Below are 14,666 nucleotides of genomic sequence, written 5' to 3'. Positions count from 1 at the left end.
GCCTACCCCCGCTCGCGTGCCCGCCCATAGCTGCCCAGCAGCCGCATGCTCTTCGTATGAAAGCGTAGTTCCTCCAGCGCGCGGTCGACATGCGGTTCGCCGGGGCGCCCTTCGATATCGCAGAAGAATTCGGTCGCGGCGAAGGTGCCGCCGCGCTGATAGCTTTCCAGCTTGGTCATGTTGACGCCGTTGGTCGCGAACCCCCCCATCGCCTTGTACAGCGCGGCGGGCACGTTCTTCACCTCGAACACCAGGGTCGTCATGCACGGCCCGGCGGGCAGTTCGGCGAGCGGGGCGCGGGCGAGGACGACGAAGCGGGTCGTGTTGTGATCGGCGTCGGCGATGTCGTCGGCCAGTATCTTCAGGCCATATAGCGCGGCGGCGGCGGGCGGGGCGAGCGCGGCGACGCCGGGGTCGGCCATCGCCGCGGCGGAGGCTGCCGCGCCGGCCGTGTCGGGATGCGCCACCGGCTCGATCCCGCGCGCGCTCAACCAGTGGCGGCACTGGCCGAGCGCCTGTTCATGGCTCATCGCCTGTTTCACCGCCTCGACCGGGCCGAGCCCCAGTAGCGCGTGGCGGATCGGCAGGAAATGTTCGCCGGTGATGACCAGCCCCGATTCGGGCAGCAGGAAATGCATGTCGGCGACGCGGCCGTGCAGCGAGTTTTCGATCGGAATGATCGCGCAATCGGCCTTGCCCGAGCGCACCGCATCGATCGCATCGGCGAAGCCGAAACAGGGCAAGGGCAGCGCGTCGGGGAACGCCTGCCCCAGCGCGACGTGCGAATTGGCGCCGGGCGCGCCCTGAAACGCCACCGCGCGATGCGGTTCGCGGGCGGCGGCTTCGGTCATCTGCGCGACGAGGGGGCGGGCCGGTGCGGCATATTTGTGCATGGGTCGCGGCGATTATCGGTCAAGCGCGCAAGCGGCAAGCCTGTCTTGCCAGTACGAGATGCCGCCTCTAAGCATGGCCCCAAACAAAACCATCTTAGGCGAGACGGCTCAGCGCATGGACGACCGGACGAACACGATCGCGGGTTGGGTATTGGCCGGATGTGCCGCGGCCCTCGGACTGTCCATTGCCAGTGGCATGATCTTCCATTCCGGCCCGCCGGAAAAGCCCGGCTATCCGGTGGAGGGCGCAGCCGAGGCAGGCGGCGGGGGCGCTGCGGCGGCGGTGCCGATCGCGACGCTGCTGGCGACCGCCGACGTCGCCAAGGGCGCGGAAGTGTTCAAGAAATGCGCGGCGTGCCATACCGTCAACCAGGGCGGGGCCAATGGCATCGGCCCGAACCTGTGGGGCGTGATCGGCAAGAAGCATGGGCATCTGCCGGGCTTCGCCTATTCGAGCGCGCTGACCGGTATTCCGGGCAATTGGGATTTCGACGCGATGAATGCGTGGCTGACTTCGCCGCGTAAATATGCGCCGGGCACCAAGATGACCTTTGCCGGTCTGGGCAGTGCCGAGGACCGGGCGAATGTCATCGCCTATCTCAATTCGCAGGGTTCGAACCTGCCGCTGCCCGCCGCACCGGCCGCCGGGGCCGCGCCGGCCGACGAAGGCGTGAAGAATGTCGAGGAAGGCGCGACCGCCAATACTGCCGATATCGTGAATGCGGCCACGCCCGCTTCGGGTGCGCCGTCGGTCGATCCGGCGGCGGCGGAACAGGCGGCGAAGAAGGGCGAGTAACGCTTCGTTCCGCGTTCGGGCGGGCCATCAGGATGATGGTTCGCGCAAAGGCGCAAAGGACGCGAAGAGGTTGCCTATGTCGTGGTCTGATCCGCGTCAGCTATCTACTCTTTGATCGGAAACGAAGCATAGGTCTGCCGATCGGACGCGCCAATTACTGCACAACCATCCTCTGCGTCCTTTGCGCCTTTGCGCGAAACCCAATATTTTCTTCGCGCCTTCGCGTGAATCCGAAAAAATCAGACCGTCGCGGGTGCCAGTCCGAGCAACCTTGCCACTTCGTCGAAGCCGTGCGCGATCTCGGTCACGCCCAGTTCGCGCAGGCGGGCGTCATGGCCGACACCGCAATGCGTGCCCGCGCACAGGCCGATGACGCGCGCGCCCGATGCGACCGCGCCGGTGACGCCGACCGGTGAGTCCTCGAGGATCGCGCATTGCTCGATCGGCACGCCCAGTTGCTGCGCGCCGTAGAGATAGAGGTCGGGCGCGGGCTTGCCGTTCGCGACATGCTCCTTGCCGCTATAGATGTGATCGCCGAACGCGTCGGCGATGCCAAGATGGCGCAAATGCGTGGAAATCCAATGGGTCGTGCTCGACGACACGATCGCTCGCGGCAGGTCGGCGGGAAGCGAGCGGACGAAGGCGATCGCGCCGGCCACCGCCTCGACGCCTTCCTCCAGCACGCGTGCATCCTCGACCGCGCGGGCTTCGAAGAAGCCGGCGGGGATCGGTCCGCCGACCCAGCGTTCGATCGCGCTGGTAAAGTGCGCGCCCGACAGGCCCATGAAATTGGCCATCGAATCGGCGGCGCTGGTCGGGTGGCCGGCCTGGGTCAGAAACTCGGCGATCTGGCGGTTGCCGGCATATTCGCTTTCGAGCAGCACGCCGTCGAAATCGAAGAGCAGGGCTTGCGGACGGGTCATCAGAAGCTCCGGGAAAGGATCAGCCGCGCGGCCCGAACAGGGCCGAACCGACGCGGACATGGGTGGCGCCGAGCGTGACGGCGGTTTCGAAATCGTCGGACATGCCCATGCTGAGCCCGGCCAAGCCATTGTCGCGGGCCAGTTTGGCGGTCAGCGCGAAATAGGGCGCGGCGTCGAGCCCGGCAGGCGGCACACACATCAGCCCGGCGACCGGCAGCCCCGCCGCCTGTGCCTCGGCCAGCAGCGCGGGCAGGTCGGACAGCGCGCAGCCGCCCTTTTGCGGTTCGTCGCCGATATCGACCTGGACGAAACAGGCAGGCGCGCGACCGACCTTGTCGATCGCCCTGGCAAGCGCGGCGACCAGCGACGGGCGGTCGACCGAGTGGATCGCGTCGAACAGGCGGACCGCGTCCTCGGCCTTGTTCGATTGCAGCTGCCCGACCAGATGCAGTTCGATCCCGGGGGTAAGCACCTGCAACGCCGGCCATTTCGCCTGCGCCTCCTGCACCCGGTTTTCGCCGAACACGCGCTGTCCGGCGTCGATCAGCGGCTGGATGGCGGCGGCGTCATGGGTCTTGCTGACCGCGATCAGCGTCGTCGCGCCTGCGTCCCGGCGCGCGATCGATTCGGCATGGGCGATCCGGTCGCGAATGCGGCCAAGCGAGGTTGCGGCGTTGGTCATCGGGCGCGCTATAAAGGGGGTCATGGATCGCCGCCACCCTTTGCCGCGCCGCTGGATGATGACCGACGAGCGGCTGGGCGACGAGCTGGCGGCGAAGGTGGCGAAGTTGCCACGTGGGAGCGGTGTCGTCTTCCGCCAATATGCTACGCCAGAAGGGAAAAGACGGCGGATGTTTGCGCAGGTGCGGCGGATCGCACGGGCGCGGCGGATAACGCTGCTGATCGCTGGACCGTTTCTGCCGGGTGCGGACGGTGTGCATGGGAAAAAGGCGCGCAAGAGCAGGGGGTTGGCGACGCGGCCGGTGCATTCGGTGCGCGAACGCATCGCCGCCGAGCGCGCGGGGGTCGATGCAACCTTCGTCTCCCCCGTCTTCGCCACCCGCTCACATCCGGGCGCGAGGCCGCTTGGCCGCATCCGCTTCGCGCAACTGATCCGCGGCGCGCGCCTGCCGGTCATCGCGCTGGGCGGGATGACCGAGCGGCGCGCACGGACATTGCCGGGCATCGCCGGCTGGGCGGCGATCGATGCGTGGGCGGACGATTAAAGCTCAATGACGAAAGCAAGAACCGTTCGTGCTGAGTAGGGGCTGAGCTTGTCGAAGACCCGTATCGAAGCACCTGCTCGCGACGGCCCTTCGATACGCCATTTCGACAGGCTCAATGGCTACTCAGGACGAACGGGTTAGTCTTGCATCGTCATGTTCTCGATACGCACTGAAAGCGGGTTTGCAGGCCGAAGCTCAGAACCGCGTCCGTAGTTCGGCGAAGACGGTGCGGGGGTCGCCGGGAAAATGGCCGCTCATCGCGGTAAAGCCCGAGGCGGCATAGACTTTGTCGAAGATGTTATCGACGCGCAGCATCAGTTCGGCAAAGCCGAGCTGGTGGGTGATCGACGCATCGAAGACGGTATAGGGCAGCACCGGCTGGCCCGAGCGGCTGATCCGGCGTGAGACATGCTCGCCGCCAAAGGCGAAGGCGGTCCTGATCGGCGCGACCTGATAGCGGGTCCAGAAGCCCAGCTTGTGCGCGGGCGCGTTGGGAAAACGGCTGCCGACCGCATCGGTCAGCGCCTGTCCGGCGACGCTGCCGGTGACGCGGGTGTCGTTATAGCCGTAATTGGCAAGCAGCACCCAGTTCGGCGTCAGATCGGTGGCGAGGTCGAGTTCGAATCCCTTGCTGGTCACCTCCCCGATCGGGCGAAGCTGGTCGACGCCGCCGACCGGGGGCAGCGAGGGGTCGACCTGCAACAGATTGCGGCGGACGATGCGATACAGCGCGGCATTGGCCTGTAGCCGACCGTCGAACAGGCGCGATTTGGCGCCGGTTTCGATCTGGTTGCCGGTGATCGGCGCGAAGGGGCCGCCGGCGGCGGGGAGCTGGCTGGCCGGAGCCTGCGGATCGAAGCCCTGCGACCAGCTGACATATAGCGACAGATCGTCCTGCGGCTTGTAGATCGCGCCGGTGCGGAAGGTGACGTCGTTATCGGCATAGCGCGCATTGGTCGTCACCCGCCCGGCGGTGGCGACGCGGGTACGATCCTCGAACCGGTCATAGCGGACGCCCGCGACCAGCAGCAGCCGATCGGTCAGGTCGATCTGATCCTGCGCATAGATGCCGAAGCGGCGCGCATCGGTGTCGGTGACGGTGAAGCGCAGCGTCATCGCGCGCAGCGCGTCACCGTCGGAACGGCCATAGACCGGATTGGACAGGCTGAGCGGTGCCACGCCGGCCCGCAGGATGCGCGATTCGAGGCCATTCGCTTCGCGATACCAGTCGCTGCCGACCTGCAACCGATGCGACAGGCCGAACAATGTCGTGCGCGCGGTGGCGTTGGCCATGAACGACAGACCGTCGACGGGGCGGACCTGATCGCGGAATTCGCGCAGGACGAGGTCGGGGTTGGTCGGGCTTGTCCCACGCGGTTCGTGATATTTCTGCCGTTCGGTCGATCGGAAATAGCGCGCGCCAACATCGAACGTCACCGCTTCACCGATGGCGGTCGCATAGCGCGCGGCCCATGCGGTCGAGGTCAGGTGGAGATAGTCGCTCCGCTCATTGGCGTTCCAGTCGATCGACGTGCGAAAGCGCCCATCGTCGTCGACCAGCACCCCGCGCAGCCGGTTGGCGCGCAGATAATTGTCGTAGGTCGTGACCTGCAGCGTCAGCAGCCCGCCGGGATTGGTGCGGATCGACAGGCCGGCATCGCCGATCAGCGCCTTGTGCAGCGTGTTGAAACGATAGGGCCGCATCGATTCGGTGAAGCCGCCGATACGATAGGAGACGACGCCATCGGCATCGATCCGGTTCGTCGCCTCTGCCGAGATGCCGAACCGGTCGTAATTGCCGGCGGTGACCACGGTGCGCAGGCTGGCGCGATCGGACGGGGTCTTCGACACATAGTTGATGATCCCGCCCGGCGCGCCGGGTCCGAAGAACAGCCCCGCCGGACCTTTCAGCACCTCGACCCGGTCGATGTTGAACAATTGCGGCACGGTGAAGCCGACGAACGGATTGCCGCGCATCCCGTCGTAGAAGGATTCGTCCTGCCGAAAGCCGCGAAAGGTGACGCCGGCATAGCTATAGGCGCTGACGCCCGAGATGTTGCGATAGAGATCGGTCGCGTCGCGCGCGCCCTGATCGGTGAACAGGTCGCTGTTGATGACCTGCAACGCCTGCGGGATGTCGAGCGGGTCCTGCGCCGATTTGCCGATGGTGGTGACCGTGGTGCGATAGAGTTGCCGGGCGCGCCCTTCGACGATGATGTCGGCGTCGTCGTTCGACGAACGGTCCTGCGCCGCCGCCTGGCTCGCGACCAATACCGCCATCGCGGGCATCCACCAACGCTTCACTACCGTCCCCCTGATATTGATAGGCGGTCGCATTAGCGGCCGACTGCGGGGCGCGCAATTGGTTCGGATACGATTTTCGGATGATCGTGACGGAGCCGAACCGGAACGCGGCGGCGCCATGGTCCGTTCACGCACAAAGGGGAAGCGGCGATGGACGGCGAAACGGAACGACAGGGGCCAAGCTATGGCCGGGTCGCGGCGATGACGGTGATGGTGCTGGCGATTATCGGCACCGGCTATCTACTGATTTCGATGATGCGACTGGTGCTGCTGGTGTTCGCGGCGACGGTCATCGCGGTGTTGTTCAGCGCGGTCGCGCGGCGGATCCAGAAATGGACCCGCCTGCCGCGCGGACTGGCGCTGGCACTGTCGATCATCCTGCTGCTGGGGATCGTGATCGGCATCTTCTATGGCTTCGGCGCGCAGTTGGTGCAGCAGTTCGACACGATCCGCGAGCAGATTCCATCGGCGTTGCAGGCGATTCAGCGACAGTTGGACGCATGGGGGCTGGGCGAGCCGGCGCGCGACCTGTTGTCGCAGGGGAGCAGCGACCTGTCGACGATCATGTCGCGGGCGGGGACCTATGTGCTGTCGATCGGGTCGGGGCTGTCGGATGCGGTGCTGGTGCTGGTCGGGGCGATCTTTCTGGCGGCCGATCCCGAACTGTATCGCCGGGGACTGGTGAAGCTGGTGCCGCCCAAGGCCGAGCCGGTCGCGCGCAAGGCGGTGGACGATGCCGCAGGCGGCCTGCGCGGCTGGATGAAGGGCGAGGCGGTGGCGATCATCGTCGTCGCGGTGCTGACCGGGACCGGATTGTGGCTGCTGGGCGTGCCCGCCGCGATCGGGCTGGGGCTGATCGCGGGGTTGATGGACGTGGTGCCCTATGTCGGGCCGATCATCGCCGGGGTGCCGGCGGTGATGCTGGCCTTTACCGTGTCGCCCTCGACCGCGTTGTGGACGATCGGCGTGTTCCTGATCGTCCAGCAAATCCAGGGCAATATCCTGCAACCCATCGTCCAGAAACATGCGGTCGACGTGCCGCCCGCCGTGCTGTTGTTCTCGGTCATCGGCATGGGGCTGATGTTCGGGTTCATCGGCGTGTTGCTGGCGGCGCCGCTGACCATCGTCGTGTTCGTGCTGGTGCAGCGGATTTACGTGCAGGCGTTGCTGGGGCGCGACATCACGGTGGCGACGGACAAGGTGAAGGAGGAAGAGGAGTGATTCCCCCGGGCGAGCCTAGGTCATTCCGAACTTGAGCGAGACGACCGCTAAGGTCCGTATCTTATCAGAGAACGCAGCCGTACCCCCGCGCAGGCGGGGGGCCAGAGCCCGGCAAAACAACGGTTTGCGCATGTGGCTCTGGATCCCCGCCTGCGCGGGGATACGGTAAGATCAGGCGGTGCGCGTCCACAGCACGGGATCACGCGGGGCATCCGGTGCCGGGCGCCAGCGGGCGGCGATGAAGGCGCGGGCGATGGCGGCGATCTTTTCGGCCTTCGACGTCGTTTGACGCTTGTCCCATGCGGCGGGGCCGGCGGCGGCGACCTTGCGGGCGATGCCGCCATAGATGTCGGCGGCGGCGAGCACCGCCCAGGCCGATCGCCACGGCAGGCGGGCGGCACCGACGCGGGCGCTGTCTTCGTGGAGCGCGGCGCGCGCCGCCATGCGCCGGGCGAGGATCGCCACCCGGTCGGGCGTCGCCATCGGGTCGGCCGGGTCGATACGCTGTTCGGCCAGCCAGTCGCGCGGCAGGTAGCAGCGGCCGGCCTCGGCATCCTCGCGCACGTCGCGGGCGATATTGGCAAGCTGGAAGGCGAGGCCGAGATCGCAGGCGCGGTCGAGGGTATCCTTGTCGCCAGCGGGCACGCCCATCACCACCGCCATCAAGCCACCGACTGCGCCCGCGACATGATAGCAATATTGGTAGAGATCGGCTTCGCTCACCGGTTGCCAGCCATCGGCGTCGAGCTGGAACCCGTCGATGACGTCGTACACCAGCCGGTGCGGCAGGCCGACCTCGGCCGCGACGACGCCCAGCGCGTCGAAGGCCGGATCGCCGGTCGGCTGCCCGGCCAGTGCCGCTGCGGTACGCTCGCGGATCAGTAGCAGGCGCGCAGGAGCATCGTCGAGCCGCTGCATGCCATGGCCCATGTCCTGCCCGTCGGCCAGATCGTCGCAGGCGCGGCACCAGGCATAGAGCAGCCACGCGCGTTCGCGGGTGACCGGGTCGAACAGCTTGCTCGCCGCCGCGAAACTCTTCGAGCCGCGCGCGATCGTGTCGCGTGCATGCGCGACGAGGTCGGCGCGGGGCGGGATCAAAGGTCCTTGCTGCTCATCTGGATGATCGGCATCACCGGCCTATGCGCCGCCATCTTGTCGAGCAGGTCGCCCAGCGTATCGGCGACCAGCAGAATATCGCGGTGCATGGGACGCATGAAGCCGACCTCGGCCATCTTTTCGACGAAGGCGATCAGATGGTCGTAATAGCCGGCGGTGTTGAGCAGCCCGACCGGCTTGGCATGATAGCCGAGTTGCGCCCAGCTCATCGCTTCCCACAATTCGTCCATCGTGCCGGTGCCGCCGGGAATGGTGACGAAGCCGTCGGACAGGTCGGTGAACGCCTGTTTGCGCTGGTGCATCGTGTCGACGACATGGAGTTCGGTAAGGCCCTTGTGCGCGGCCTCCGCCTTGACCAGCGCGGTCGGGATGACGCCGATCACCTCGCCGCCCGCCTCGATCGCACCATCGGCGACCGCGCCCATCAGCCCGAGGCGGCCGCCGCCATAGACGACGCCGATATTGCGTTCCGCCAGCGCACGGCCGACGGCGCGGGCGGAGTCGATATAGACGGGATCGGCGGGGGTCGCGGACCCGCAATAGATGGCCAGACGCTGCATGGCGGGGAGCGGTAGGCGATCGGGGGGTGGGGGGCAAGGTCTAGCCCCGGTCCCTTTCCATTGGGTTCGAGCAGCTTCGAGCCTGTCGAGAAGCGAATGTCGAGAACGCCCCGTTTGAGGCACCCCGTTCTCGACGGACGCTTCTCGACAAGCTCGAAGCTGCTCGAACCGAACGGTTGGGGGGGATGGTGGGGCTTAGTCCTCGCCGCCCAGCATCAGTGCCGCCGTCGCCTTGGCACTGCCGACCACGCCCGGGATCCCCGCGCCGGGATGCGTTCCTGCGCCGACGACATACAGGTTCGGGATGTCGTCGTCGCGGTTGTGCGCGCGGAAATAGGCGCTCTGCGTCAGGATCGGCTCGAGCGAGAAGGCCGAGCCCTGATACGCATTCAGGTCGCGGGTGAAGTCGCTCGGCATATAGCTGAACTTCGTCACGATCCGGTCGTGAATGTCGGGGATCAGGCGGCGGCCGACCTCGTCGAGGATGCGCCGCTCGAGAATCGGGCCGATCTGGTCCCAGTCGACCGGGAATTTGCCGGTGTGCGGCACCGGGCACAGCGCATAGAAGGTCGAATGCCCCTCGGGCGCCATCGACGGGTCGGTGACGGTCGGGTGGTGGAGGTAGAGCGAGAAATCCTCCGACAGCACGCCATGGTCGTAAATGTCGGCGAGCAGCCCCTTATAGCGCGGGCCGAACAGGATCATGTGGTGCGGGATGCCCGGCCATGTGCCCTTGATGCCGAAATGGACGACGAACAGCGAGGGCGAGAAGCGCTTCTTCTCAAGGCGTTGCGCCCGGCGCTGCCCGCTGCGCGAGCCGGACAGCAGGTCGCGATAGCTGTGGACGATATCGGCATTGGTCGCGACCATGTCGGCACCGATCACCGTGCCGCTCTTGGTCGTGACGCCGGTCGCGCGGTCGCCAAGCGTGTCGATGCTCTTGACCGGATCGTTCAGGATCAGCGTGCCGCCCAGCTTTTCGAACAGGCGGACCATGCCGGCGACCAGCTTGTTGGTGCCGCCTTGCGCGAACCACACGCCGCCGTCGCGCTCCAGCTTGTGGATCAGTGCATAGATGCTGCTGGTCTTCATCGGATCGCCGCCGACCAGCAGGGTGTGGAACGACAGCGCCTGGCGCAGCTTCTCGTTCTTCACGAACGACGACACGATCGAATAGACCGACCGCCATGCCTGATATTTCGCCAGCGCCGGCGCCGCCTTGATCATCGAGGCGAAGTCGAGGAACGGCACATGGCCGAGCTTCACATAGCCTTCCTCATACACGCCCGCCGAATATTCGAGGAAGCGCGCATAGCCGGCGATGTCGCCCGGATCGAGCTTGGCGATTTCCGAGCGCAGCAGCGTGTCGTCGTTGGTATAGTCGAAATTGGTGCCGTCGGGCCAGTTGAGCCGGTAGAAGGGCGATACTGCCTGCAGCGTCACGTCCTCGGCCATGTCGCGGCCGGTGAGCTGCCACAATTCCTGCAGCGCTTCGGGGGCGGTGATGACGGTCGGGCCGGCGTCGAAGACGAAGCCGTCGCGTTCCCAGTAATAGGCGCGGCCACCCGGCTTGTCGCGGCCCTCGACCAGGGTCGTCTGGACCCCGGCGGATTGCAGGCGGATGGCGAGCGCGAGGCCGCCGAACCCCGCGCCGATAACGGCTGCCGTCTTCACCCCTGTCTCCCCATCAACGCCTGTACCGCACGTCCGATCGGTACCGGCGGTTTGCCTGTCAGCACCCGCATCTTGTCGAACAGCGTCGACCGCCCGGCATAGAAGCGCCCGACCAGTCCCGCGTCCAGCCGGTAGAAGCGTTCGAGCACCCGGTAGCGTTCCGCCGGATCGGCCGCGCGGAACAACATCGTCGCCAGCATCCGGTAGAATCGCCGCTGCCGCCACAATGTCGCGGCATAATCATGGGTCAGCGTGTGCAGCGCGCCGCCCGACCAGTCGCCGCTGTCGGCGACCAGATGCGCGAGGCGGACGGCATCGGGCAGCGAATAGCCGGTCAGCGGATGGAACAGCCCGGCGCGCATCCCGCCCTTCGCCACGCGATTGCCGCCCGAACGCCAATATTCCTCGAAATCGCCGCCCATCGCGACCGGCAGCACCCCGGTCTCGCTGCGGCCGACGCTGACGCCGTCCCAGCCCTGCGCGGCGGCATAGGCCGAGATGCGCCGGGCGAGCGTTTGCGTATCGAGATCGGGAGTGTCGCTATAATAGGTGTCCTCGACGAACAGCGTCGAGGTGTCGAACGGCAGGGTATAGACGAAGCGATAGCCGTCGAGCTGTTCGACCGATCCGTCCATTACGATCGGACGTTCGACGCCGTGGGGATAGGCGGTCTTGAGCTCCATCCCCATGAACTTCTGCCAGCCGAGATCGAGATGCGACACGTCGCCGGGACCGCGACAGTCGATCACGCCCTGCGCCTCGACCCGGTCGCCATCGGCGAGGACCACGGCGGTCGGGCTGGCGCCGAGCACGCGCGCGGAGGCCATCAGCGTTTCGGGCGACAGCGTCCGGCGGACGACCGTGTCGAGTCGTTCGGAGGTGATCGAGTAATAGGTGGTGTCGAGCGTCCGGGCATGGGCCGGAAAGGCGATGTCATAGCCGCGCCATGCATGGGCGACGAGCGGGGCGACCAGCGCCCGATGTTCGTCCGCCACGTCGCTGCCGAAGAACGACCAGACATGGTTGCCGCCGAACTGCGCCGCCCCCTCGATCAGGCGGATGCGCGCATCGGGCCGCCGCTTTGCCGCCGCCAGCGCGATCAACGCACCGGCAAGGCCACCGCCGACGATGGCGAGGTCGCAGTGATGGATGGTTGGCATGGGGGTGCACTAGGGGAGGGGCGTCCGGGTAGCAACCGCGGTCCTCAGATCCTCCCCGGCACGGGGAGGGGGACCGTCGCCGAAGGCGATGGTGGAGGGGGTTGGCGGCGCAACGCAGCGGTCTCGTATGCGGATACCCCCCTCCACCATGCTGCGCATGGTCCCCCTCCCCGTGCCGGGGAGGATTTTGAGACGCCCCTTCTGCCGGGGAAGTTGGGGTGTCATCCGTCCCCACAATCCGCTACAGCGCCATCCATGTCGATCCCGCTGGCTATCCTTTTGTCCGCCGTGGCGATGACGGTGATCGTCGGCGTCCGCTATCTGCTGGCGTCCGCCGGGTTCGCCTTTGCGACGCGCAGCCGCCATCCGGGGCTGTATCGCGGGCTGGACGCGCAGATCGCCAAGGAAATCCGCTGGTCGCTGCTGTCGGCCGCGATCTATGGCATTCCGGCGGGGATCGTCGCATGGGGATGGGAGCATCGCGGATGGACCGCGATCTACCGCGACATCCATGCCTATCCGCTCTGGTATCTGCCGCTGTCGGTGCTGCTGTACCTGTTCGCGCACGATACGTGGTTCTACTGGACGCACCGCTGGATGCACCGGCCGAAATGGTTTCGGATCGCCCATGCCGTCCACCATGCCAGCCGACCGCCGACCGCATGGGCGGCGATGGCATTCCACCCGATCGAGGCGCTGACCGGCGCTGTGGTAATTCCGCTACTGGTGTTCGTCATTCCGATTCACATCGGCGCACTGGCATTGGTGCTGACGATCATGACGGTTATGGGCGTCACGAACCATATGGGGTGGGAAATGTTCCCCCGGTTCATGTGGGCGGGGCGATTGGGCGGCTGGCTGATTACCGCCAGCCATCATCAGAGGCATCACGAGCGCTATGGCTGCAATTTCGGGCTCTATTTCCGCTTCTGGGACCGGGTGTGCGGCACCGATGGCGGTCTTGGCGATTTCGAAAAGGAACGTGCGCGCGTCGCGCGGCGGGCGAATCGCGCTGGCGGCGCTGGCGCTGGCGATGCTGCCCGGGGCCATGCCGACCGGCACGCTTGACGTCCGCATCGCCGACCTGCGTTCGACCAAGGGCGTCATCCGCCTCTGCCTGACCGCCGATCCGAAGAATTTCCCTGGCTGCACCGACGATCGCAATGCGGTCACCCGCACCTTCGCGGCCGATGAGCGCGGGGTGCGCATCGCGGGATTGGGGCGCGGCGACTATGCCGTGTCGGTGATCCATGACGAGAACAACAATGCGAAGCTCGACACCTTTGCCGGCATCCCGCGCGAAGGATTCGGTTTTTCGCGCAACCCGGCGATCCGCTTCGGCCCGCCCAAGTTCAGCGCGGCGGAATTCCCGCTGGCGGGTGATGTAACCATGCAACAGGTGCGGATTCGCTATCTCCTCTGATCGTCGGCACGGACCGAAGCGGGCGGGATAGCGTTACGGGGGAGTAATATTTTCTCGGAGCCACGCCCTTGCGCGCCATTTTCGCCGCCGTCCTGACCGCCGCCGCCTTCGCCACGCCCGCTTTCGCACAGGAAGCGGCGACGCCGGCGGTGCCGGCATCGGCGCTGCCCAACACCGATACCGGTGCCGATTTCTATGTCGTCGGGCTGGGTGCCGCCGTGCTGCCCGATTACGAGGGGTCGGACGATTATTCGTTCAGCCCGGTGCCGGCCGCGACCGGCCGCGTCTCGGGCTTCAATTTCCTGCTGGCCGGCAACCGCTTCAGCGTCGACCTGATCCCCGACGGCGTCGGGCCGACCTGGGATTTCCAGGCGGGGCCGATCGCGGTCGTCAACCTCAACCGCAATTCGACCAAGGGCATCGACGATGCGCAGGTCCGCGCGCTGGGCACGGTCGATACCGCGATCGAACTGGGCGGCTATGTCGGCATCGGCAAGACCGGGGTCGTCACCTCGCAGTTCGACCGGCTGTCGGCGTCGCTCAGCTATCGCAAGGATGTCGGTGGCGGGCACAAGTCGACGGTACTCGCCCCCACGATCAACTATGTCACCCCGCTGAGCACCCGTGCCATCGCCGGGGTGATCGTGTCGGCCGAGCGGGTCGGCGAGGGCTATGCCGACAGCTATTTCTCGATCACGCCGGCCCAGTCGCTGGCGAGCGGCCTGCCCGTCTATAACGCGCGCGGCGGGTGGAAGAACTGGACGCTCGGCGTTCTTGGCGGCCGGTCGATCAGCGGCGACCTGCGCTCGGGCTGGCAGTTGTTCGGGACGGTCGTCTATCGCAAGCTGCTGAACGATTTCGCCGACAGCCCGATCGTCGCGCGCAACGGGTCGAGCAACCAGTGGCTCGGTGCGGTCGGGATCGCGTACAGCTTCTGATCCGAAACCGTCGAAGCGGCTTGTGCCGTGCCGGCCGATCGGGCAGTTTCGATCCCGGGTGTCCGTCCCGGTCGGGGGCGGGCAGGTTTATGCGCTGGTCGGGCCGCCAGCGGTGAACCCTGCTGCCCGGAGCATCGGTTTGTCCGATCGAGCTGTTTCGTCGCGATGTGTTGAGAAGTGGGCCGTGGTTGGCGATGCCGGCCGTTGTTCGGGCTGGCTCGGCGCAACCGACGGCGCGAGCGCGCGGGGGCGCGGGGTATCGCGGTCTTGCGATGGCATCGGTTCGGTGCTGCGCAAAACAACGGTGTGCGTCCGGGGCGCCGGATCCCCGCCTCTGCGAGACCACGGCGAAAGCCATTTACGTATCGCGGAACCTTGCCGTACCCTCGCGAAGGCGGGGGACCAGCGCCAAGCAAAACAGCGGCTTGTGGG

14 protein-coding genes are annotated in these 14,666 nt (G+C 66.6%); 6 read left to right on the top strand and 8 right to left on the bottom strand.

Annotated elements, in window-relative coordinates:
- Positions 1 to 2 precede the first annotated feature (2 nt).
- Positions 3 to 893: a prephenate dehydratase gene (locus tag ACZ1JS_RS14580; RefSeq protein ID WP_465166691.1), complete on the bottom strand. Its 891-nt coding sequence runs from the start codon at positions 891 to 893 to the stop codon at positions 3 to 5.
- A gap of 115 nt (positions 894 to 1,008) precedes the next feature.
- On the opposite strand from ACZ1JS_RS14580, the gene ACZ1JS_RS14575 reads away from it, so the two are divergent.
- The gene (locus ACZ1JS_RS14575) at positions 1,009 to 1,689 is read left to right on the top strand and encodes a c-type cytochrome (RefSeq protein ID WP_345878736.1); all 681 of its coding nucleotides are present in this window, start codon (positions 1,009 to 1,011) and stop codon (positions 1,687 to 1,689) included.
- Positions 1,690 to 1,928: 239 nt separating this feature from the next.
- Here ACZ1JS_RS14575 and ACZ1JS_RS14570 read toward each other — a convergent pair whose 3' ends face one another.
- Positions 1,929 to 2,612: an HAD family hydrolase gene (locus ACZ1JS_RS14570; protein ID WP_465166690.1), complete on the bottom strand. Its 684-nt coding sequence runs from the start codon at positions 2,610 to 2,612 to the stop codon at positions 1,929 to 1,931.
- A 19-nt stretch (positions 2,613 to 2,631) separates the two neighbouring features.
- On the bottom strand, positions 2,632 to 3,294 hold the full coding sequence (locus ACZ1JS_RS14565) for a YggS family pyridoxal phosphate-dependent enzyme (RefSeq protein ID WP_465166689.1): 663 nt from the start codon (positions 3,292 to 3,294) through the stop codon (positions 2,632 to 2,634).
- A 22-nt stretch (positions 3,295 to 3,316) separates the two neighbouring features.
- On the opposite strand from ACZ1JS_RS14565, the gene ACZ1JS_RS14560 reads away from it, so the two are divergent.
- Positions 3,317 to 3,838 (top strand): thiamine phosphate synthase, encoded by a 522-nt coding sequence (locus ACZ1JS_RS14560; RefSeq protein ID WP_465166688.1) that lies wholly within the window; start codon positions 3,317 to 3,319, stop codon positions 3,836 to 3,838.
- A 195-nt stretch (positions 3,839 to 4,033) separates the two neighbouring features.
- Here the strand turns inward: ACZ1JS_RS14560 and ACZ1JS_RS14555 are convergent, their stop codons facing one another.
- Entirely contained in the window at positions 4,034 to 6,142 is a 2,109-nt protein-coding gene (locus tag ACZ1JS_RS14555; protein WP_465166687.1) for a TonB-dependent siderophore receptor, read from the bottom strand.
- A 150-nt stretch (positions 6,143 to 6,292) separates the two neighbouring features.
- Between ACZ1JS_RS14555 and ACZ1JS_RS14550 the strand changes: the two genes are divergently transcribed.
- Positions 6,293 to 7,363 (top strand): AI-2E family transporter, encoded by a 1,071-nt coding sequence (locus ACZ1JS_RS14550; RefSeq protein WP_465166686.1) that lies wholly within the window; start codon positions 6,293 to 6,295, stop codon positions 7,361 to 7,363.
- 171 nt (positions 7,364 to 7,534) lie between these two features.
- Here ACZ1JS_RS14550 and ACZ1JS_RS14545 read toward each other — a convergent pair whose 3' ends face one another.
- The 4 genes from ACZ1JS_RS14545 to crtY all read right to left on the bottom strand — a co-directional run bounded on the left by ACZ1JS_RS14545 (position 7,535) and on the right by crtY (position 11,873).
- Positions 7,535 to 8,461 (bottom strand): phytoene/squalene synthase family protein, encoded by a 927-nt coding sequence (locus tag ACZ1JS_RS14545; RefSeq protein WP_465166685.1) that lies wholly within the window; start codon positions 8,459 to 8,461, stop codon positions 7,535 to 7,537.
- Positions 8,458 to 9,039, bottom strand: coding sequence for an LOG family protein (locus tag ACZ1JS_RS14540; RefSeq protein ID WP_465166684.1), 582 nt, complete (start codon positions 9,037 to 9,039; stop codon positions 8,458 to 8,460). The genes ACZ1JS_RS14545 and ACZ1JS_RS14540 overlap by 4 nt, the downstream gene beginning before the upstream one ends.
- A gap of 195 nt (positions 9,040 to 9,234) precedes the next feature.
- Complete coding sequence (locus ACZ1JS_RS14535) at positions 9,235 to 10,713, bottom strand: phytoene desaturase (protein WP_465166683.1); 1,479 nt, start codon at positions 10,711 to 10,713, stop codon at positions 9,235 to 9,237.
- Positions 10,710 to 11,873, bottom strand: a complete 1,164-nt coding sequence (gene crtY, locus ACZ1JS_RS14530) for a lycopene beta-cyclase CrtY (RefSeq protein ID WP_465166682.1) — start codon at positions 11,871 to 11,873, stop codon at positions 10,710 to 10,712. Before crtY ends, ACZ1JS_RS14535 begins: the two co-directional genes overlap by 4 nt.
- Before the next feature lie 255 nt (positions 11,874 to 12,128).
- Between crtY and ACZ1JS_RS14525 the strand changes: the two genes are divergently transcribed.
- The 3 genes from ACZ1JS_RS14525 to ACZ1JS_RS14515 all read left to right on the top strand — a co-directional run bounded on the left by ACZ1JS_RS14525 (position 12,129) and on the right by ACZ1JS_RS14515 (position 14,234).
- Positions 12,129 to 12,941 carry a sterol desaturase family protein gene (locus ACZ1JS_RS14525; RefSeq protein ID WP_465166681.1) on the top strand — a complete coding sequence of 271 codons (813 nt, stop codon included), beginning with the start codon at positions 12,129 to 12,131 and terminating at the stop codon, positions 12,939 to 12,941.
- Positions 12,856 to 13,296, top strand: a complete 441-nt coding sequence (locus ACZ1JS_RS14520) for a DUF2141 domain-containing protein (protein ID WP_465166680.1) — start codon at positions 12,856 to 12,858, stop codon at positions 13,294 to 13,296. Before ACZ1JS_RS14525 ends, ACZ1JS_RS14520 begins: the two co-directional genes overlap by 86 nt.
- A 68-nt stretch (positions 13,297 to 13,364) precedes the next feature.
- Positions 13,365 to 14,234 carry a MipA/OmpV family protein gene (locus tag ACZ1JS_RS14515; RefSeq protein ID WP_465166679.1) on the top strand — a complete coding sequence of 290 codons (870 nt, stop codon included), beginning with the start codon at positions 13,365 to 13,367 and terminating at the stop codon, positions 14,232 to 14,234.
- Positions 14,235 to 14,666: the final 432 nt, after the last annotated feature.

The organism is Sphingomonas sp. BL-S-05 (assembly GCF_055521695.1).
This window is presented reverse-complemented; position numbering and strand designations above follow the sequence as displayed.

What these genes read in the sequence shown, in the direction of transcription:
- ACZ1JS_RS14565 (WP_465166689.1), bottom strand. Translation starts at nt 3,294, where the DNA reads ATGACCAACGCCGCAACCTCGCTTGGCCGCATTCGCGACCGGATCGCC.
- ACZ1JS_RS14525 (WP_465166681.1), top strand. Translation starts at nt 12,129, where the DNA reads ATGTCGATCCCGCTGGCTATCCTTTTGTCCGCCGTGGCGATGACGGTG.
- crtY (WP_465166682.1), bottom strand. Translation starts at nt 11,873, where the DNA reads ATGCCAACCATCCATCACTGCGACCTCGCCATCGTCGGCGGTGGCCTT.
- ACZ1JS_RS14560 (WP_465166688.1), top strand. Translation starts at nt 3,317, where the DNA reads ATGGATCGCCGCCACCCTTTGCCGCGCCGCTGGATGATGACCGACGAG.
- ACZ1JS_RS14580 (WP_465166691.1), bottom strand. Translation starts at nt 893, where the DNA reads ATGCACAAATATGCCGCACCGGCCCGCCCCCTCGTCGCGCAGATGACC.
- ACZ1JS_RS14550 (WP_465166686.1), top strand. Translation starts at nt 6,293, where the DNA reads ATGGACGGCGAAACGGAACGACAGGGGCCAAGCTATGGCCGGGTCGCG.
- ACZ1JS_RS14575 (WP_345878736.1), top strand. Translation starts at nt 1,009, where the DNA reads ATGGACGACCGGACGAACACGATCGCGGGTTGGGTATTGGCCGGATGT.
- ACZ1JS_RS14540 (WP_465166684.1), bottom strand. Translation starts at nt 9,039, where the DNA reads ATGCAGCGTCTGGCCATCTATTGCGGGTCCGCGACCCCCGCCGATCCC.
- ACZ1JS_RS14570 (WP_465166690.1), bottom strand. Translation starts at nt 2,612, where the DNA reads ATGACCCGTCCGCAAGCCCTGCTCTTCGATTTCGACGGCGTGCTGCTC.